22 protein-coding genes are annotated in these 20,428 nt (G+C 41.9%); 15 read left to right on the top strand and 7 right to left on the bottom strand.

Annotated features, from left to right (window positions below; genetic code table 11):
- The first annotated feature begins 92 nt into the window (after positions 1–92).
- The 10 genes from SNE25_RS15750 (at position 93) to SNE25_RS15705 (ending at position 8,114) form a co-directional block, all read left to right on the top strand.
- A complete protein-coding gene (locus SNE25_RS15750) occupies positions 93–449 on the top strand; it encodes a hypothetical protein (RefSeq protein ID WP_321566061.1) in 357 nt (118 codons plus the stop codon).
- 5 nt (positions 450–454) lie between these two features.
- Positions 455–811, top strand: a complete 357-nt coding sequence (locus SNE25_RS15745) for a hypothetical protein (RefSeq protein ID WP_321566060.1) — start codon at positions 455–457, stop codon at positions 809–811.
- Positions 812–862: 51 nt separating this feature from the next.
- Positions 863–1,432, top strand: a complete 570-nt coding sequence (locus SNE25_RS15740; RefSeq protein WP_321566059.1) for a uracil-DNA glycosylase family protein — start codon at positions 863–865, stop codon at positions 1,430–1,432.
- Between the two features lie 535 nt (positions 1,433–1,967).
- The gene (locus SNE25_RS15735; RefSeq protein WP_321566058.1) at positions 1,968–3,116 is read left to right on the top strand and encodes a sensor histidine kinase; all 1,149 of its coding nucleotides are present in this window, start codon (positions 1,968–1,970) and stop codon (positions 3,114–3,116) included.
- 22 nt (positions 3,117–3,138) lie between these two features.
- Entirely contained in the window at positions 3,139–3,636 is a 498-nt protein-coding gene (locus SNE25_RS15730; RefSeq protein WP_321566057.1) for a peroxiredoxin family protein, read from the top strand.
- A gap of 27 nt (positions 3,637–3,663) precedes the next feature.
- A complete protein-coding gene (locus tag SNE25_RS15725) occupies positions 3,664–4,272 on the top strand; it encodes a lactate utilization protein (RefSeq protein WP_321566056.1) in 609 nt (202 codons plus the stop codon).
- A gap of 68 nt (positions 4,273–4,340) precedes the next feature.
- Positions 4,341–4,625 (top strand): DUF427 domain-containing protein, encoded by a 285-nt coding sequence (locus tag SNE25_RS15720; protein WP_321566055.1) that lies wholly within the window; start codon positions 4,341–4,343, stop codon positions 4,623–4,625.
- Between the two features lie 366 nt (positions 4,626–4,991).
- Positions 4,992–5,615 (top strand): molybdopterin-dependent oxidoreductase, encoded by a 624-nt coding sequence (locus SNE25_RS15715; RefSeq protein WP_321566054.1) that lies wholly within the window; start codon positions 4,992–4,994, stop codon positions 5,613–5,615.
- A gap of 74 nt (positions 5,616–5,689) precedes the next feature.
- Positions 5,690–7,447, top strand: coding sequence for an arginine--tRNA ligase (gene argS, locus SNE25_RS15710; RefSeq protein ID WP_321566053.1), 1,758 nt, complete (start codon positions 5,690–5,692; stop codon positions 7,445–7,447).
- 64 nt (positions 7,448–7,511) lie between these two features.
- Positions 7,512–8,114 (top strand): alpha-ketoglutarate-dependent dioxygenase AlkB family protein, encoded by a 603-nt coding sequence (locus tag SNE25_RS15705; protein WP_321566052.1) that lies wholly within the window; start codon positions 7,512–7,514, stop codon positions 8,112–8,114.
- Between the two features lie 56 nt (positions 8,115–8,170).
- Here the strand turns inward: SNE25_RS15705 and SNE25_RS15700 are convergent, their stop codons facing one another.
- Together SNE25_RS15700 and SNE25_RS15695 are read right to left on the bottom strand one after the other, a co-directional pair.
- On the bottom strand, positions 8,171–8,323 hold the full coding sequence (locus SNE25_RS15700; protein WP_321566051.1) for a hypothetical protein: 153 nt from the start codon (positions 8,321–8,323) through the stop codon (positions 8,171–8,173).
- Between the two features lie 55 nt (positions 8,324–8,378).
- The gene (locus SNE25_RS15695; protein ID WP_321566050.1) at positions 8,379–9,362 is read right to left on the bottom strand and encodes a bifunctional methionine sulfoxide reductase B/A protein; all 984 of its coding nucleotides are present in this window, start codon (positions 9,360–9,362) and stop codon (positions 8,379–8,381) included.
- Between the two features lie 306 nt (positions 9,363–9,668).
- Here SNE25_RS15695 and SNE25_RS15690 point away from each other — a divergent pair, with 306 nt between their 5' ends.
- Positions 9,669–10,634, top strand: coding sequence for a magnesium and cobalt transport protein CorA (locus tag SNE25_RS15690; RefSeq protein WP_321566049.1), 966 nt, complete (start codon positions 9,669–9,671; stop codon positions 10,632–10,634).
- Positions 10,635–10,756: 122 nt separating this feature from the next.
- Here SNE25_RS15690 and msrA read toward each other — a convergent pair whose 3' ends face one another.
- The 3 genes from msrA to msrB (SNE25_RS15675) are packed head-to-tail and all read right to left on the bottom strand — an operon-like array spanning position 10,757 to position 12,438.
- Complete coding sequence (msrA, locus tag SNE25_RS15685; protein ID WP_321566048.1) at positions 10,757–11,416, bottom strand: peptide-methionine (S)-S-oxide reductase MsrA; 660 nt, start codon at positions 11,414–11,416, stop codon at positions 10,757–10,759.
- The gene (gene msrB, locus SNE25_RS15680; protein WP_321566047.1) at positions 11,413–11,943 is read right to left on the bottom strand and encodes a peptide-methionine (R)-S-oxide reductase MsrB; all 531 of its coding nucleotides are present in this window, start codon (positions 11,941–11,943) and stop codon (positions 11,413–11,415) included. Before msrB (SNE25_RS15680) ends, msrA begins: the two co-directional genes overlap by 4 nt.
- A gap of 21 nt (positions 11,944–11,964) precedes the next feature.
- Positions 11,965–12,438 carry a peptide-methionine (R)-S-oxide reductase MsrB gene (msrB, locus tag SNE25_RS15675; RefSeq protein WP_321566046.1) on the bottom strand — a complete coding sequence of 158 codons (474 nt, stop codon included), beginning with the start codon at positions 12,436–12,438 and terminating at the stop codon, positions 11,965–11,967.
- Positions 12,439–12,998: 560 nt separating this feature from the next.
- On the opposite strand from msrB (SNE25_RS15675), the gene SNE25_RS15670 reads away from it, so the two are divergent.
- The 4 genes from SNE25_RS15670 (at position 12,999) to SNE25_RS15655 (ending at position 17,515) form a co-directional block, all read left to right on the top strand.
- Positions 12,999–14,120 (top strand): glycoside hydrolase family 130 protein, encoded by a 1,122-nt coding sequence (locus SNE25_RS15670; protein ID WP_321566045.1) that lies wholly within the window; start codon positions 12,999–13,001, stop codon positions 14,118–14,120.
- A 780-nt stretch (positions 14,121–14,900) separates the two neighbouring features.
- Positions 14,901–15,818 (top strand): NADP-dependent oxidoreductase, encoded by a 918-nt coding sequence (locus SNE25_RS15665; protein ID WP_321566044.1) that lies wholly within the window; start codon positions 14,901–14,903, stop codon positions 15,816–15,818.
- 676 nt (positions 15,819–16,494) lie between these two features.
- Positions 16,495–17,085 carry a Crp/Fnr family transcriptional regulator gene (locus SNE25_RS15660; RefSeq protein WP_321566043.1) on the top strand — a complete coding sequence of 197 codons (591 nt, stop codon included), beginning with the start codon at positions 16,495–16,497 and terminating at the stop codon, positions 17,083–17,085.
- Positions 17,086–17,134: 49 nt separating this feature from the next.
- A complete protein-coding gene (locus SNE25_RS15655) occupies positions 17,135–17,515 on the top strand; it encodes a hypothetical protein (RefSeq protein ID WP_321566042.1) in 381 nt (126 codons plus the stop codon).
- A gap of 203 nt (positions 17,516–17,718) precedes the next feature.
- On the opposite strand, the gene SNE25_RS15650 is transcribed toward SNE25_RS15655, so the two are convergent.
- Together SNE25_RS15650 and SNE25_RS15645 are read right to left on the bottom strand one after the other, a co-directional pair.
- Entirely contained in the window at positions 17,719–18,975 is a 1,257-nt protein-coding gene (locus SNE25_RS15650) for an NAD(P)/FAD-dependent oxidoreductase (protein WP_321566041.1), read from the bottom strand.
- Between the two features lie 36 nt (positions 18,976–19,011).
- Positions 19,012–20,427: an efflux transporter outer membrane subunit gene (locus SNE25_RS15645; RefSeq protein WP_321566040.1), complete on the bottom strand. Its 1,416-nt coding sequence runs from the start codon at positions 20,425–20,427 to the stop codon at positions 19,012–19,014.
- Position 20,428: the final 1 nt, after the last annotated feature.

Here is a 20,428-nt window from a genome sequence, read left to right as displayed (position 1 = left end):
GACTTTGAGATAACGGACGCGGATCCTGTGGTGAGGTATCATCTAATGGGCTGTTGTCTTCTTTTAACTAATAATCAATTAAAAAAATTACCATGAAACAGAATTTAGATGCGCTATTTACAGAAAAGAATGAAATGATCGTAAAAGGACAAATTGTGGAAGCCTGCGAGAAATTTTTCGCACCCGATGCAAAAACAATGGATTTTACAGGAGCATTAACCAACAGCCGCGATGAACTAGTAGCAAAAGAAAAAGGCTTACTGGAGAACATCAAAAATGTAAACGGGATTACTCTACATTATGCATCTATTACCGGAGACATATCATTCGCAGAATTCACTTTTGATTTCGACATGAAAGACGGAAGCAAAATACTTTGGCATGAGATCATTCGTACTGTTTGGGAAAATGGTAAAGTTACTGAGGAAGCATACTTCAAAGGATTATAGCCTTTATGAAACTTCGTTTCATTTCGCCGGGTTCTCACGGTATTATTGACTATGTAGGGTCGATCGCCTTGATAGCATGCCCATTTATTTTAAAACTGGGAGATTCACCGGCTATCAAATGGGTATCGATTGGAACCGGACTTGCAGGCATAGCGATAAGTATATTAACAAAATACGAATACTCAATATTTAAGGTTATTCCGTTTGATCTCCATCTCGCAATTAACCTCGCGGCGGCTACCGCATTTGTCGCTATTCCCTTTACATTTGATTTAAAGGGATTAGATGCAATGTATTTTTTTGTAAACGCTGTCATTGTATACCTGGTAGTCGCGCTCACCGAGAACCGACCGGCCGAATAAATAAGTTAGAAACGACAGATGATATTATTTGTCGTTTCTTAGTACAAGATTATGGAACAACTACTGGCAGAAATACGGTCGTGTAAAGTGTGCGCAAATTGTTTACCTTATCCACCCAAACCAATTGTACAGGCAGGTAAGAGCGCACGGATTGTCATCATTGGGCAGGCACCGGGGTTAAAAGTACAAAATAGTGGCGTTCCCTGGGATGATCAAAGTGGCGATGAACTTAGAAGATGGCTTGGTGTTACCAAGGAGCAGTTCTACGATGAGAACTTATTTGCATTAATTCCGATGGGCTTCTGCTATCCCGGAAAGGGTACTTCCGGTGATTTACCGCCGAGGTTTGAATGTGCTCCATTGTGGCATCAACGATTATTGAGCAGCATGGACGAAAATAAATTGATTATTCTTATCGGAAAATACTCACAAGATTATTATTTGAAAAATACAGATAAGCAATCATTAACCGAGACGGTCAGGACGTACCACACCTATCTTCCAACTTATTTACCGCTCGTACATCCTTCTCCTCGCAATAGGATTTGGCAAAAGAAAAATCCCTGGTTTGAAAATGAAGTCGTAACGTTTTTACAGCAATTAGTAAAACAAATCACATGAAGAGTGTTGTAATCATATTTTATTAATTTAGCTGATACTCTGACGGTCCCCTTCTCTGCTGTTCAATTGTTACAGTCTGGAAAAATTGATTTGATGTTTCTCGATTTTCATCAGGGTAGAATTACTGTTAATGAATTTATCATGGAATTAAATTCGGCTGTTGATGTAACCTCTGTTTTTTCAGAATTGAAAAAAATCCGAACAGAAAATGAGTATTATCGCCATGATTCGTAAGCCGTATTCTTGTGGGCGCCTACTAGCTACCTGCCAAAATGCCTTGAAGAAATCAAAACGTATTTAAAGAAATAGATGGCTGCTATTCTAATTATGTGTGTTCCAATATTCGCAGTTACCCTTTTATAATACATCTTACAACCGATCACCCCGCATGCTCGTCAAAGCACGAAATATGGTATCATGAATCGTCATATAAAAACATACCTTATGATTATCAATTAGTTACACTTTCGGCATGGCATTAGAATATTATAAATCTTATCTAATGTTATTCAGTAACCTTTAAAAATTAGAAATCATGGAAGATATTCATAACCTGATGCAGCCCCCAATATTTATAAAGGAAACAAATGACCGGATCTGCTCCGGGAATCACCATGCCGGATTTCTCGAAGAAAGTCTGGGTATCGCCTTTGATTCGGCCGATCTCGGATATTTCTATGTCGATGTAATCGACCGAAAGATATTTGTCAAAAACACGCGGTTTAAACAGCTTTTCGGCTACATTCCAAGCGATCATTTCACTTATCACGATGCTATCGACCGAATTCACCCGGATTATCGCCGGGTTGTATATGAAGCTATTGAGGCGGCAATGGTGGAAGGTATCCGATTCGATATGGAATTTCCGATCACAGGTTCGTGCGACGAACACTCACGTTGGGTTCATGGCATTGGAAGTATTCACCATGATAAAAAGCGTATAAACAATAGCTATTTTATCGCTTTCTTTTATGAAACTACTGAAAAGAAACGGAATGAAATTCGGAAAAATGATTTTATCATCATGGTCAGCCATGAGCTTAAAAGTCCCCTTTCGGCTCTTAGCGCTATCCTCCAGACGGTCGCACTGAAGCTGAAAAGAAGTAATGACGATTATGTCCGGGAAGCCTTTTTAAAATCAATGAGTCAGATTACAAAGATGACTAATCTTATCGACGGGTTCTTAGAGATTCCGAGGCTTGATGCCGGTAAATTAAGGCTTGACAAGAGCGATTTTGATATAAGCGAGCTTATTCAAGAACAGATCCGCGAAACTGAGCTTAGCATTTCCACTCATTCTATTCAGTTTTCCGCTTGTGACCCACTGTTCTTAAATGCTGATTATAATAAAATCGGTTACGTAATCAGTAACCTCATTAGGAACGCGATCAAGTATTCATTACCAGGAAAACTAATAAAGATTAATTGCCATTTGGCGGATAATGTGGTTCAGATAAGTGTGAGCGATGAAGGCATAGGTATAGAGCCGCGGGATAAGGAAAAATTATTCGAACGATATTATCGCGCTGAAAACAGTTTTACCAGGCATACTGGCGGGTCAGGAATAGGTTTATACCTGTGTGCCGAAATCATTCAACGTCATGAAGGCAAGATTTGGGTTAATAGTCAGCCCGGAGTCGGCAGCATATTCCATTTCTCTTTGCCGACTCAAATCACGGATTAAGTAAAGAATAAATAAAAACGATATGCAAAAAACTAATCGCGTTTCGGGCGAAAAAGCTCCGGAATTGAATATACCATTGTGGATAGATAAAACCGGCAAAAAATTGAATAAGCCGATACTGCTTGCTGATTTTCCGGGAGCATTTATTGTCTTGTTTTGCTTCCAAAGTTGGTGCAGAGGTTGTCACCTAAAAGGTTTTCCTTCATTACAACGTATGACAAACGCCCTAAAAGGAAACGACAAAGTGGTTTTTCTGGCTATCCAGACCGTCTTTGAAGGAAGAGATATTAACACTGCTGAAAAGCTAATAGAGATGCAGAAAAAATACAACCTTGAAATTCCGTTTGGTCAGGATGACGGCGATGCCTCAACAAATAATATTTCCGATATCATGTTCAATTATAGAACTGGTGGAACTCCCTGGTTTATTTTCATCGACAAAAATCGGAATATAGTATTTAGTGACTTCCACCTGAATGTGGAGAATGCTATTGAATTTCTCGAAAATTATAAGCCATGAAATCCTTAATTTATTAAACATGCGGTTATGAATTACCTCGCTACCCGAAAAAGTGTCGACAAACTCTTTGAAAATTTAAGACACCGGAACTTTATCCCTCATTTTGCAGTGTCAAAGGAGGATGCACTGGCTAAAGTCATTTCGGTTATTCCTCCCGGCTCGGAAATAGCAACAGCATCGTCTGTTACACTGAAACAAATAGGCTTTCTCGATCTCCTCAATTCAAAAAAACATGATTGGAAAAACTTTAGGGATAATATTTTTACCGAAGTCGATCACTTGAAAAGGGATGAGCTACGCAGGGAGAGCATTTTGGCTGACTACAATATCCAAAGTCTTCAGGCCATCACTGAAAACGGACAATTACTTATTGCATCTGGTATGGGAAATCAACTGTCGGCAATTGCTTACGCCAGCCGAAACATTGTGTTCGTTGCCGGTTTACAAAAAGTTGTTCCGACTCTGGATTCTGCATTCGAACGGCTTAACGAATTTGTGCTTCCGTTAGAGAATGAGCGGATGAAACGAGCAGGCTTTAAAGAAGGTGCGACGTTGGGTAAGTATTTGGTTTTTGAAAGAGAAATCAGGCCCCGACAGGTCCATGTCATTCTCGTTGGCGAAGTTTTAGGATTTTGACGGGATAGGACGACGTTGGCTTTAACAGAACATACAACTAAAATAATTTCTATCAATATTAAATAAAAATGAAAGCAATTTGGAACAATAAGATCATCGCTCAGAGCGATAATACTGTAGCGTTAGAAGGCAATCAATATTTCCCCCCGGAAAGTATTGTAAAGGAGTACTTCTCAACCACAGATTCGCATACAACCTGTCCTTTGAAGGGCGTTGCAAGCTATTATGACATCAATGTGGACGGGAATGAAAATATGGCAGCGGCGTGGTATTATCCCAATCCCAAAAGCGGTTACCAACAAATTGGTAATTATGTTGCTTTCTGGAAAGGTGTTAAAGTAGAAAAGGACTGATGATTAGAACAGGATTGGCGAAAGTCGCCGCCTGCATAGTCCGCTCCTTTCGTTGAAAGCGCTTTTGGCGTATAGAAGGACCGGATTACCATGAATGGAGATATCCTGGCCTTTCAGTAGTTTATTTCCGGATATGATTAAGCTCCGAATACTTAACGGTAAGGAACAATAAATATAAATAGATCTGCGGATCTAAACTTGACAAACTGATTGCGCAGATGTTCCTCCGGTGGCAAATGATTTCGATGTTATCGACAGTGTTAAATTTTTTGTTACCATGAATTTTTTTCAACTTTATTAAATATGGACCAGTCAGATCGAATCGTAGCGGCCCGAATGAAACTCAGGGAGCGATTTACAAAACAAATGGAACACCAAGCCTATGGGGCTGATGCTCCACCAATGGGCACCGGTAATATCAACCGGCATGGCATGCCTGAAGTCCCTATAGGACAAACGGTAACTGAAAAATGGCCGGTGCTCGACCTGGGGAATCAGCCTAACATAAAGCTCGAATATTGGAATTTGGAAATCAATGGCGCAGTTGAGCATCCGCTTAAACTAAGCTGGAAGGAATTTATGAATCTGCCACAAACGAAGGACACCTCCGATTTTCATTGTGTCACAACATGGTCTAAACTCAATATGCACTGGAAGGGAGTACGGCTAATAGATCTGGCCGCACTTGCGCAACCTTCATCGGATGTGACTAATGTCCTATGTTATGGTTATGACAACTATACAACCAATTTATCGATTGAAGAAGCGCTTAAACCGGATGTACTTTTGGTCCATACCTTCGAAGGACAGCCATTGTCGATAGAGCATGGCGGCCCTGTAAGAATGATTACGCCTCAATTGTACGCATGGAAGGGGTCTAAATGGATTAAACGCGTCGAGTTTTTAACAGAAAAGAAACGCGGCTTTTGGGAAGAAAGGGGATATTCAGATACCGCGTATCCCTGGCGTAACGACCGGTATAGCGTATGACTGACAAAACATTATTCCTAAACGTCAAGATTACTACGCCATACTCATAGTTTGGCATAAATGCAACAAAACATATGTACTCCTACAAATCAGATGTGCTGAAAGATTATCTTTCGGAAATACTCTTTGATGCTGTTTATATTATAATAAAAAATATTTCAATTGATGAAATATATAATCAGTTGATTCCGCCGCCCGATACAGCATTCGGGCATTTTACGTTCCCCTGTTTTTTTCTTGCCAGAGCTGCCGGCCGGTCGCCTCTTGAGCTTGCGACACAGATCGCGGACCATATAGCAACGGATACTGAAAAAGTTGAGCGGTTTGCAGCGGTAGGCCCTTATATCAACTTTACGTTGACTTCACTTTTTACCGGCGAAGCAGTCGGTAGCAAGGTACTCTCGGGAATCTTTTTTGACCAGATTAATTTGGATGACCGCCCCTTGATCATGATCGAATATTCACAGCCAAATACCCACAAAGAACTTCATGTCGGCCATATGCGGAACATGTGTTTGGGCGATGCTTTAGTGCGGATACACAAATATTGCGGATTTAAAGTAATCAGCGCCACTTTTCCAGGTGATGTGGGCACGCATGTAGCGAAATGCCTGTGGTATATGGAATATTATAATAGTGAAAGCATTCCCTCGCACGACCAGGGAACTTGGCTCGGTTCCCTGTATACTAAGGCACATTTAAAACTTGCGTCAGAAGAAGGTACACCACACGAGCGCGTCAACAAGGAGCAGCTTACCGAAATTCTTTATCAGATTGAAAACAAAACTGGCCATTTTTACCTGCTTTGGAAGGAAACGAGACAATGGTCCATTGCATTAATGAACGAAGTTTATCGTTGGGCCAATATACACTTTGACCAATGGTACTGGGAATCCGATGTTACATTGTCATCGGTCCACTATGTAAAAGGCAATTTACACAACGGAGTTTTTGTACAGTCAGAGGGAGCTGTAGGAGTTGATCTGAGTGAGTTTAATCTCGGGTTCTGCCTGTTGATTAAATCAGACGGCAACGGATTATACGCCACGAAAGATCTGGAATTAGCCAAACTTAAATTTTCAGATTATAATATCGAAAAAAGTATAATCGTAGTAGATCAACGGCAGGGCCATCATTTCGCGCAGGTATTTAAAGTGTTAGAGGTGTTAGGAGATAGGAACGCAAAGAATAATCTTCACCTGTCGTATAACTTTGTAGAGCTCCCGGGAGGCGCGATGTCATCCAGGGCGGGTAACATCATACCCATTTTGGATTTGATCAAGCAAATGACAGAAAAAGTAAAAATAGATCATTTGAATCGTAATAATAATAATTTAACTAGTAGTGAAATTGAGGACAACGCAAAAATAATTGCTGAGGGAGCTATAAAATATGGCATGAATAAGATCGATCCGGACCACAAGATTATATTTGATATGGACGAATGGTTAAAGATTGACGGCGACGCCGGTCCTTATTTACAATATACCACCACCCGTATTAATTCACTAATTAACAAATTAGGAATGCCACACGCCGAGCATACCAATTGGTCGGTTTTAACTTCGGAGGTTGAAAAAAACATCTTAATTAAAATTTCTCGTTTTAACGAGCAAGTCGTTCAGGCATGTACGAAGTATAAGCCAAACCTTTTGGCAAATTATTTATATGAATTATCCAGATTATATAACAGTTTCTATAATTCAACCCAGATTAAGGATTCCAATAATCAGCAACTTAAAGCGGCGCGAATTTCATTGTCGGCATGTGTCCTGTCGATATTGAAATCAGGATTATCTTTACTTGGCATTTCGATACCTACCAGGATGTAAGATCAAAGTATCGCTTTTGTAACCAAATAACAGCCTGTTAAAATGACTATACTAAAATAAACATATGCCGCAATTTAACGCACCTGACGACATGCTCCCGAATCATGGGATTCCGGCAAAGCTTGTCGATTATAAACCCGGAGTCTTCAGTATTGAAGAAAGTTTGGATTTATTGGACAAGATTATTGACGAAACTCCTTGGGAGGAAAAATTTGAATTGATAAATGGAAAAGAAGTTTCCACCCCACGCCTGATCGCCTGGTTCGGCGAAGCCGACCTGGATTATTCCATTACATGCAAAGGTTTATACCCGTTGCCCTGGACATCTGAGCTACTGGTGATAAAAGAGCGTATAGAAAGGCTATCCGGAGAAAAATTCGACAGCGTATCGCTGAACTATTACCGGAACGGGAACGACTCGGTGGGTTGGCATATGGATAACTATGGCGAGCCGGGACGAAAATTATGCGTTGTCAGTATTGGCCGGTCACGGATGTTTGACATCCGGAACAGGGATGACCACTCACTTGAATTTTCTATTCTACTTGAAAACGGTTCTTATCTGCTAATGAAGGTCGGATTTCAGGAAAACTGGCAACATCGGATTCCAAAAATGAAAGGAATAAAAGAATCCCGAATAAATCTCATTTTCCGACAACTTCATTAAAATTTGTGGCAATTGAATACAGCTGCAGAATCTGGCAATAACATTCATAGTAAAATCTAGGGGTCCAGAATGCCGCTTTTTAACATCTTGTCATTGAAATCATCGGCAAGAGCGACATCCCCTGGGCCAATTTCACAAACTCGGCGCTGACGATGGGCCAGCGTAAGTGCATTCGCGGGCGGAACGGTTGATATATATGCGATTTTCATATTATGTAGCGGATGTTTATTAATTAAAATTCAACACTGGATTCGCAGATATTTTTTAAAGAGTCACTTGTTCTTTGAGATTCTCTTTAAATAAATCCTTGAATTTTTTTAGTTTCGGGTTAATAATGGCTTGGCAATATGTCTGATCACTGTTATTGTTGTAATAATTCTGATGGTAGGCTTCAGCCTTATAGAAATGTTCAAACATCTCGAGCTGTGTAACGATCATTGCATTATAACTGGCCTGCAATTCTTCTATTACTTTCATAGCCGCATCCTTTTCCTTGTCATTACGATAGAAAATTACACTTCTGTACTGTGAGCCCTTATCGGCGCCCTGCGCATCAATGGTGGTGGGATTGTGTGTTGCTAAATGAATGCGCAGCAGGTCTTCAAAACTTATTTCTGCCGGATTGAAAGTGACTTCGATAACTTCAGCATGCCCTGTCATACCGCTGCAAACCTCCCGATAGCTGGGATTCGAGATCTCTCCTCCGCTGTAGCCGCTTTCTACCTTGACAACTCCTTTCAACTGCTGAAATATCGCTTCCGTGCACCAGAAACATCCGCCACCAAAGGTGATCTTGCTTTCGTTTACAACTATCTTTCTTAGCGAAACAGCGTTCATACAATATCTCAAACCGCTTGGCGTGGGACCATCCTGGAATACGTGCCCCAAATGCGCGTCGCAGATGTTACATAATGCTTCAATTCTAACCATGCCGAAAGTGCTGTCCTTATGATATGCAACCACGTTTTCCTTTATAGGCTGTGTAAAGGAAGGCCACCCCGTTCCGCTTTCAAACTTTTCACCTGCGTCAAACAATTCCGTGTTACAACAGATACAGGCATATTTGCCCGGCTCAAAATAAGAACACATGTCAGAACTGTGCGGCCGCTCAGTACCTTTCAAACGGGTTACCCTAAACTGCTCAGGTGTTAAGATCAATTGCCATTCTTCATTAGTTTTTTCAACCCTTTTTTCAGGGGATGGATTACCGTTATTTGCAATTCTGATGATATCAAGCCACTTTAACATAAGATTTGTTTTTGTTTACTGATTATATTAATTGGTATACAAATTATTAATCATGGGAATGCCCCAAATCGAAACTGCACCAAAAGCCGTGCAATTTGATGTCGATTAGAACAAAATCTTATCTTGGTATTGAATTACAGTTATTTAGACTAGGTTTGTTTGACCGGCTCCCGGATATAAATATTTGTTAAACAGGCCATTTTCGTTATATCACCAAATATCGGCAAATCACGATTCTTCGGTTATAAACCTCCTTGAAAAATAGCATATTAGCCGGGTGGCATTAAAATAGCTAATTTGGTTACAATGAGTCAAAGCATTTCATTTATATACAAGGACGGAAACCGGACCAAAAAAATTGCGCTCGAGGATGCCGCTCCCCCCCTGGCTGTTTCAGAATTTATATGGATCGACCTTCAAGATCCGACTGAGGCTGACTTTTCAGTGCTGCAAGAAAAATTCAATTTACATAATCTTGCTGTAGAAGATGCCATGAGCGTTTCCCAGGTACCTAAGTTAGATCTTTATAATGACCAGATCTTTTTGGTGATAAAGTCTGCGAACCTAAAAAATGATTGTATTGTGTACAGCGACATGTCAGTTTTCCTAAGCAAGAAATATATCATCGTTACAAGGCATGGAGATTATCCTGATTATCACGACTATTGCTTAAGGCTGGACAATGGACCTTCATCATTTCGTCAAGGCCCGGATTATATACTACATGCAATAATGGATTTCATTATTGATAGTTATCTGCCGGTACTTCAAATGATGGAGGACACCGTCTTAGGCCTGGAACAACAGATGCTGGAAGCGTTTCTCAGCAGGGATCAAATAACAAGGATTTTCCGCATTCGCAGAGAAGCGATCCTCTTTCAACGCGTGCTGGGAAAGATGTCGGAAGTAACCGGAAAACTCGTGCATTTGCAAGTTCCATGTGTGGCGGCAGAGGTAAAACCATATATCAGCGATGTACTGGATCATGTCCTTAGGCAGGAAGTGCTGGTTAGTAGCCTTATAGAGATAATCAAATCGGTGTTTGAAGCGAGTACTTTGTTAGAACAGCAACGGCAGGGAGTAATAACGCGGCGGTTAGCGGCCTGGGCAGGAATTCTTGCAGTGCCCACCGCAATTGCTGGCATCTATGGTATGAATTTTCAAAACATGCCTGAAACGCGGACAAATTCCGGTTATTTCGTGGTTTTGATAGTGATGGCTACAATATGTATCCTATTATATTTTAGGTTTAAAAAAATCGGCTGGCTGTGATATGCACGAGAACAAAAGGATAGCCACCATGCATGATGTCGCTGTCATAATCTCTTTTTAATGGAGGCGCATTCAACTTTCACATCCCACTTTTACTACATGACATATAGCAGCCTCAAATATTAGTTATTCTGAAATTCAGGTTTTAAAAGGCTATTTTCCTTTTTTCGTAGTTTAAGGATTTTAGGAACGGAAACATTTTGTATGTAGGGACTTTCCGGATGCAGGCGAAAATAATTTTGGTGATAACTTTCTGCCGGATAGAATGTTGAAAACGGCAACACTTGTGTAACGATCGGCGCATCATAATATTTGGAGGCGCTAACCTGGTTAATTGTTTTTTGAATAATTGCCTTTTCTTCAGCATTCCGGTAAAAAATAGCAGAACGGTAACTCGTACCACGGTCAGGGCCCTGGTAATTCAGTTCTGTAGGATTATGGGCATAAAGGAAAGCTTCAACCAATTTTGCGTAACTGATTATCTTGGGATCATAATATACCTGGACCGTCTCGGCATGCCCGGTTTTATCAGAGCAAACGGCTTCGTAGGTCGGTCTTACAACGTTACCGCCCGCATATCCGGACACCACGCTATTTACCCCTTTTAACTCCAGCAACGCCTCTGAGCTCGCCCAAAAGCATCCGGCGGCAAAATCAGCTACGTGCTCACCTGGTGTAACCGCCGGTAGTTTAGCGTATCCTTGACCGTTGCCGGATGTCTGTGAATAGGTGCAACTATAACTTAATAATACAAACACAATGTATAATCCTGTCTTCTTCATTTTATGGTGTCTCGATTTATGTGAGTATTCCGTTTTTTCTCAGCAGGAATGAATTTGAATGCATATGAATCCATACAAAACCGCTTAAACGTGGGCGCCGGGCCATCGTCAAACAAATGGCCCAGATGCAGCCCTGTACTGCTTTCTACAACTTCATCACGTACCAAACCGAACGATGTATCTTTCACAATACTGATATCTTTGTCATTTATCGGTTTAGTAAAACTCGGCCAACCCGTACCGGACTCAAATTTATCATCTGAAGTGAATAACGGCTTTCCCGTAGCAGCGCTTACATAGACGCCCTTTTGGTGATTGTTCCAATAAGGATTTTTAAAGGGGGGTTCTGTTCCCCGGTTGACCAAAATGTTATACGCTTCCGGCGACAACTTTTTCTTCCAATAGCTGTCCGGCTTTGCGTCGGGATATCTTTTAGAATCTATTACCTGCTTATCGGGCCGGGGACTTTGACAAGCCACATTCAAAATGATCAACATAAACGCTAAAAATAGATGTATCTTTTTCATAGCTTCAGATTTTTAAAAAATCTATGAGTTCGATAGCTTCTGGTTTTCGGCGGCAGATATCAGCTTGAGCGATTCAGAATTCATGCAATATCTCAAGCCACTTGGCGCAGGTCCATCCGGAAATACATGTCCGAGGTGAGCATCGCAGGTATTACAGATAGCTTCAAACCCTGTCATTTTATATGGCGGATCTATTTTGTATTTGATCGCATTTTCTTTGATCGGTTGTGTAAAGCTTGGCCAGCCGGTGTAAGATTCGAATTTTATTTCGGAATCGAAAAGCTCGGTGTCACAACAGATGCAGTTGTATTTTCCAGGATCGTACCGGCTGCACAATTCGCCGGTGAAGCTCATTTCCGTCCCCTTTCGACGAGTGATCCGAAACTGTTCAGGAGTTAAGATGGCCTTCCATTCCTCGTCGGTTTTCTCAACTCTTCGGTCAGGCGCGGGATTACCATTTTTCGCAAGCCTGATGATGTCATTCCACTGTAGCATAATTACCCTTCTTCTAATTTGATTTGTATAAGTTATGTTAATTTAACGCATTAGATCATTCGAGGTCAAATGTTATTTGTTCTTCGACTTTCACGACTTTCACAATTAAAGTTGACCCAGATATTCGAACGCCCGTGCCTCTGATTTTTCACTAACGTAAGAAGGCAATCAATCCGCCTTCTCCTTTTTCATCGGTTGTCAGTTCAATTATTTTTGTAGTTATTCAATTTCACTCATCACCCGAACTCTATCAACTAACCTTAATAAATAATCTTTTTATTCTACAACAGTATTAATGCCAGTTAATATAAGATCAAGTGATACAGCTTGTTAATTAATTCATGGTGTCGGCAAAATCCGAAATCTCGTGATATAGCGAAGTGCGCGACTGTTCCGGTGTATTCTAAATGATAAGAAATAGGCCTCTATTTCGTAACGGCACTTCGCCAAATCCCGGAATCTCGGATATCCCATCGTATGAAATATATTAAACATTTGATCTTTAATCACTTATAAAAGTGGCATATATGTGGCTTTATCAATTTTAATAACAATTTGCAATGACAAATAACCCTAAAATTAACGCATTGACGGTGCGTATAGAAGATTTTAAAATGCAACGGTTAGGCACGATCATGGAGCCTGATATGACCAACCCTATGGAAGCCGGCGGTGTGCTCAATCCCGCCGCTATCAGAAGTCGGGACGGTAATCTGTATCTATTCCCGCGTATGGCGACAATGGATAATTATTCCAGGATAGGAATAGCAAGAGTTAAATTCAATGCTGTCGGCGACCCTTGCGGCGTTGAAAGATTAGGTATAGCTTTGGAGCCTGAAGCCGAGTATGAAAAGCGGCCAAACGGCGGCGGCTGTGAAGATCCTCGTATAACATTTGTTGAACCGCTGGACCTATACCTGATGACCTACACGGCTTTTTCGCCAGAGGGGCCACGCGTTGCTTTGGCCAAGTCCGCGGATCTACTCCACTGGGAACGGCTCGGACTAGCGAATTATAATACGTTTCAACATATCGAGTTTAACGGAATAAATAATAAAGATGCCTGCATTTTTCCCCAGGTTATTAAAGACCCGCGCGGCCATACGGCTTTGGGTATGTTGCACAGGCCGTTATTCCCTGGTACCAGTCCCGAAGAAAAGGCGCTACACAAAAATCAGGCGAAAAGAAACCGTCATCAAGAATGTATCTGGATTTCCTATTTGCATTTTAATTCGGAGAAGGCCCGTCACTGGAAATTATCGAAATTCATTTCCCATCATCCGCTCGCGGCCCCGATTCAAAACTGGGAAGACCTAAAGATCGGTGCCGGAACTCCGCCAATATTAACAAGGCATGGCTGGATGTATCTCTACCACGGCGTTGGCGAAGGTCCGCATTCTTCGTCGACGAAAAAAGAATACCGATATTCTGCGGGTGTTATGATTCTGGCAGCCGATAATCCTTGTAAAATACTCTACAGATCTCGATATCCGCTTCTCAGTCCGGACCTTCCTGAGGAACGCGTGGGAATAATTGCAGACGTAGTGTTTCCTACGGGTATCGACCGCCGTGATGATTTGGGGAAACCTGATCGATTTGACGTTTATTACGGCATGGCTGACAATCGTATTGGCGTAGCCCGGCTTGATATTCCCGAAGTTCTGCCGATAATTAATTATTAGAACAGTTGCGGTACCGCAAAGTATTTGAGCCTGACCTAATCAGGTAAATTAACTATCATTGGCTATATTAGACGATTGCCTAAGCTCTACTGATCTCTGGCAATCAACTTAAATTTTGTCAAAATGGATTTCGGAGGGGCCCTTTAGGGGAGGAAACCGTTTATGCCGTAATCTTTTGCAAACCCCACGACAGATCCTGGATTGATTTTAACTGCGCTTTTTACCCGTTTCGCTTAAAAATATTCATCAATTTAAATATAAAATGCCGTTGGAGCCGGAGCGATCAAAAAACCAGCGGGATGTCGATCAGCTACGGTATAATTTTGTTATCAGCAGGCTACCTGTGGCTGGCCACGTATCAGCTTTTCACTGTTTATATTAACAATACGAGCGGAAGTTTCAGGCGGTTACCTTCAAACGTGTGGATCGTTTCTATCTTTAGTTTCTACCGTACTGAGCGTATTTAATTCTTTGTAGGCCATCACCATTATCTTACGGTAGAGACTTAATCTCTCCGCCGGTGAACCTGGCGACGGCGCCGTCTGACGGAGTTTATAGCATGTAATTTCAAAACAATTTCTCTATCATAACTGGACCCAAACCTATTTTAAAATTGGTCCATTTAAGTGACCAAACAAAAAGTTAGATTTGATTTACCATAAAAAATATTTAAAAACCGTAAATATTAAATTAACCTGAATTCAAAAATTAAAACTGTAATGCTCAGCTAGTTCAATCATCAAGCGAGCATGTGCATGTGTAAAAAAGAGAGGTAATATTATGAAAGCAATTATTGTAACAAACGAGGCTGAAGGAACGGCTGGCATGAAGCTGACAGCGCGCGCTGAGCCGATCGCGGCAATGAACGAAGTTGTTGTTCAGGTTCACGCTTCGGGATTCACTTTCAACGAGCTTGAATGGCCATCGACCTGGACTGACCGACGTGACGTTAATCGAACACCGTCCATTCCGGGACATGAATTTTCCGGCGTAGTTACGGCTCTCGGCTATGGTACCGCGGGGCTATCGGTGGGACAACGCGTATTTGGTCTCGCTGACTGGTTTCGCGACGGATCGCTGGCGGAATACGTTGCCATCGAAGCCCGAAATCTCGCGCCGTTACCGGGAGATATCGACTTCACGATTGGCGCTGCCTTGGTTATGCCGGGACTTACGGCGTGGCAAGGGATTATCGAGCATGGCCAGGTTCAATCGGGACAAAGCGTAATTGTTCATGGTGCGGCTGGTGTGGTAGGCTCAATGGCTGTACAGCTCGCACGTGAAGCTGGTGCATACGTCATCGGAACCGGACGCGCGAGCAGCCGTCATACGGCGCTCGATTTTGGTGCAAATGAATATATCGACCTCGATAATGAGAAATTAGAAGACGTCCGTAAGGTTGATCTCGTTTTTGACGTTCTTGGCGGAGATATCACAACCCGGTCTGCAGGCGTAATTCGCGCCGGCGGAACGCTCGTCACTATCGCCGGCCCAACTGAGGCGAGACCTGTCGACGGCCGCGCGATAGATTTCGTCGTCGAGGCCAATCGTGGGCAATTGATCGAGCTCGCCCAATGGGTTCGGGACGGGCGCATTAAAACGAATATTGGAAAAATTGTTACGCTTGATGAGGCAGTTGCAACGTTCGCTTCAAAGGTGCCGCTCGTTGGAAAAACGATCATTCGTGTTCGCCCGTAGGTACTTGGGAAACTGAGTAAGCTTTGATACATACCGGACGTCAATCGCGTCAGGCCGGGGATGTTTTCAAAAAAAAGAATTTAGACAGTGATCTGTTTCGTCCAACAAACTCATTTTTAAAAAAATGAGTTTGTTGGATAATGATCTCGAAAACGCATAACATGTTTTAAGCGTGACGACATGCGGTGATGCTGAAATCAACAGCAGGAACTTTGATAATGGGCAAATATCACGGGCAGTATAGTTTCCGGCTTTTCAGCCGTAGGAGATTAATATTAGAGGCCAGGTAACCACCTTTAAAAAAACAGGCAAGATTTCGATATTAGAAATATGAAACGGGGTATATCTATCAGTTAGCTATTAATCTATTGTTCAGCACCCGGAATATCCCGATAGATCTCGCATAGCGAGAAAAAAGACCTGATCATCCTTCGGTAGAGATATAATGAAAGGCAGGGATGAAGGAGAATATTTATTATCAGATTATACCTTATACGTATCGAGCTTATAGTAGATCAAGACTTGCTTCAGGCGAGCCTATTAGTGATGTAAGCTAATTTTGTGATAAATGTCCTGTGCGCGTGACTAAAGAAAAAGGACCTTTATACCTATCGAAATTTATATATGTCTGTTCTTGTTTCAGTTCGTTGATAATCCAAGAGGAGAAAAATATTCTATGCCAGCACAAATAATAGAAGACTTCAGGAAACACCTTTGCAAAACTGTTCCGCTCGGTGAGTCGGACTGGGAGTACATTAAACCATATTTTAAGGTTCATCATTATTTAAAAAAAGAGGCGCTTATCGTTTCAGGAGACAAATGGAATAACTATGCCGTTGTTATGAAAGGGTGCTTTCGGCATTGCTTTTTAAATCGGAATGGGCAAGAATCTGTTATTTCCTTTTTTCTGGAATATAACTGGATCGGTGACAATGAAAGTCTTACTTCCCGGCAACCGTCGGGATTTAAAATTGAAGCATTGGAAAATAGTTATGTTATAGTGATCGACAAAAGTGATTTTGCGACGCTTTCGTATCAAGTACCTGTTCTTCGGGAAGTCTTGAGAAACTGGCGTTACACTAATTTCATTTCTTGCCAATACCAGATCCATGTTACACATACACTGACGGCGTTAGAGAAGTATCGGCATTTTCTTAAAAGTCAGCCGGAACTGCTTCTGCGTATTCCCCATCGAATGATAGCATCCTACCTGGGTGTAAATCCGGAAACGCTCAGCAGGGTAAGAAGGAAAACCTGCAGAATTTAAACCTGTAAAATTTATTACAGAGAAAGATCATATATCTCTTAATTTATTGATGAAAAAGGATTATAGCTTAAAATTTACGATCAATATAGAGACCGATCAACTGGATCGGGTTTCAGACTTTTTGGAAAGATTATTAGACACTGAAGAGATTTATATCAATCCCGGGCTGAAAGCCTATAAGTTACTCAATGATGATCTTCTGGAACTTCACGGCCCTGGGTCGACCTCATCGGACTTTATCTTTCACGGAAGTAACCAACTGATGAGTTTCCCGGTGGTTGACATGTCAATAGCACTGGATCTCATTCGGCAGTCAGGTTTTAAGCTCTTAAGCGAAGTGATCTCATGTGGTCCGAATTTCCGTTTTTGCTATGTTGAATTAGAGCCTGGCCTGGTAATCAGTATATACTACAACGGAATAAGGAACTAAATAAAATGAATCAGCGGGACTGAGGTACGAAGGGAGCTATCGTCAAATCAGAAATCGACCTATCATTTTCAAGGGTTTCCTGATCAGTCCCGTTACTGATCAGGAAACCTTTACGCTTCTCTTTTAATAGAGCTTTGATAACAATTTCCAACAAGTTGTCTATTATTTAGCCCTTCTAATACACTGGCTCCGCATTTACGGTGTTAATCCGCTTTTGATCTGAAGATCATTCGCAAAGCCTGGTCCCTGGATAAGTAAGCGACTATCCAGCTATTTAGGGTCCTCATACGATTAGTAGGGTTGAGTAAACCTGTTAAATGTACAAACAGCCAAAGGAAAAGCGCCGGATATCCCTGAACGTGAAAACGAACCTTGAACAGATCGCCGGCGGCTTGATTTCGCCCGATAACCACCAACTCTCCTTTATCATTATAGCGAAACGGGCGTTCTTCTTTACCTGCCGCTCTGAGCGTGAAATTTTTGGCAAGATGTGTCCCGTGTTGTATCGCGGTCTGGGCTTGTTGCGGATGTCCATTTGGAAAGGCTGCTTCGTGTGTTTGGATAGCGCAGTCACCGATCGCATAAATATTTTCCACCCCTTTTACCCGGTGGAATTCGTCCGTAAACATCCTTCCTGTTTTTGCAAAGCTATCCTCCGGGATTCCATCAAATCTTTTTATGGTTACGCCTGCGGCCCATATCAATGTATATGCTTCGATAGCTTCGCCATTACTTAACTTTACATAACCATCCTTTAGCTCTGATACAGTTGTATTCAATATTATTTTTACATGCAGACGGTTTAGTACGTTTTCGGCGTGTTTTTGAGTTTTAGCACTCATGGAACGTAATAAAGATGATCCTCCGTCTACAAGATAGATTTCACAGGGATATGTTTTAAATTCGGGATATTCCCTGGCCAGGATAAATTTCTTTATTTCTGCAAGCATGCCGGCAACCTCAACACCCGTCGGACCGCCCCCCGCTACAACCATATTTAATAATTTTTGCTTTTCAACAGGATCTGTTGTTATGGCGGCCTTTTCCCATCTTTTCACAATGGTATTCCGCATCTGCAAGGCATCGTCTACAGTTTTCATAGGGATGGCATTTTGCCGGATACTTTCGTTACCGAAATAATTTATCGCTGCCCCTGTGGCTATGATCAGATGGTCATAGGTTATCTGTCCATCGCTGAGTACGAGAATCTGCTCGGATGTGTCAATCCTTACGATCTCACCCAGACGGTAGCTAATCCCTCCATCCCGAAATAGCTTTCTGAAGGGATAGCAGATGCTTGAAGGTTCCAGAAAAGCGGTAGAAACCTGGTATAACAATGGTGAGAAATAATTATAATTATTTCTGTCAACTAATACTATTTCATAGGCCTTGTTTTTTAATAGACCCATTGCAAGATTCACTCCCGCAAACCCGCCTCCGGCGATTACTATTTTTTCCATAGATATATTGTTGGTAAATTGACTATTGATATATTATTATTGCCAACCGCCACCCACGGCGCGATAAAGATCGATACGGGCTGAACGGATTGAATTTTGCTGACTGGCGAGCTCAAGCTCGCCTTGCAACAGATTTCCCTGGGCAGTAAGTACCTCCAGATAGTTTGCCAGGCCATTTTTGAAAAGTTGCTGTGAATTTGAGATTGCTGTACGTAATATCTCGACCCGGTTTTCGGATATCGATAATTGCTGACTCGTTTTATTGAGCTTCGTGATATTATCTGAAACTTCTCCGACAGCTACAAGAAATGTTTGCCGGAAACGAATTACAGCCTGTTCACGTCGGATTTTCTCTACTTCGTATGCTGTTTTCAATTTTCTTTGCGCAAAGATTGGTTGTATAAGGCCGCCGGTAACCATTCCAAAAAGCGAAGCGGGTATATTAAACCAATTGCTTGCTTTTATCGCGTCTAGCCCTCCCTGGGCACTTATTGACAACGAAGGATACATATTTGCCTTGGCATAACCGAACTTTCCATTTTCTTCAGCGATTTCAAGCTCAGATGCTTTGACATCCGGTCTATTACTTAGTAATGCCGCTGGTAAACCGACATCTATATAGGTGTTTTCAGACAGCCGGAAGGGAACTGTTGCACGGGCTATTTGCCGGGGAAATGCTCCGGTCAAAATACTAAGGGCATTTTCCTGAATCGAAATTGCCTGTTCAAATTGCGGCACGAGCACCTCGGCTAACATTTTCTGGGCTTCTGCCTGCTGCACCGCAAGAGAGCTAACCTGTCCGGCATTAAATTGCAGTTTGATAATGCTCAGCGTGCTATCATATAACCTTACATTTTCATGGGAAATATGCAATTGTTTATCCAGCAAAATAAGGTTATAATACCCTTTGGCGACCTGACTGACAAGCTGTGTCTGAACCGCCCGCTTTGCCTGATCTGATTTTAAGAACGTGGCAAACGCTGCTGCTTTCTGACTTCTTATTTTACCCCAAAGATCAGCCTCCCAAGTTAAATAAGCGGAAAGGTTATAATCTTCAATATGTTTGGATTGGTAATTAAACGCAGAAAGGCTTAGTCCGTTCAGGCTGTTATCAGACGGCCGGCTCGTATTTGCCGTAGCCTGAATGCCCAGCGTAGGTAAATTTCCCAGCTTCGCCTGACCTAGTATCAGCGAAGCAGCATCCATATTTTTTACGGCGATCAGCAAGTCATTATTATGCACGATAGCAGAGTCAATCAGTACCTGTAGCGGTGGTTCTTCAAAAAAATCCTTCCAGGGTACTTTAGCGATACTGGTTGAATCAATTCCGGTGTCTTTATAATTGGCAGGAACATGCGTCGCTGAAACGCCGATATCTTTGGATACTTTGCATGACGATATGTAAAAAGTCAACGCGGCCATGACGGTGAAATAAAACTTAATATTCTTCATA

This window comes from Mucilaginibacter sabulilitoris, from assembly GCF_034262375.1.
Taxonomy (GTDB): domain Bacteria; phylum Bacteroidota; class Bacteroidia; order Sphingobacteriales; family Sphingobacteriaceae; genus Mucilaginibacter; species Mucilaginibacter sabulilitoris.
Note: the sequence above shows the minus strand (reverse complement) of the source record. Positions and strands in the feature narration are given on the sequence as shown.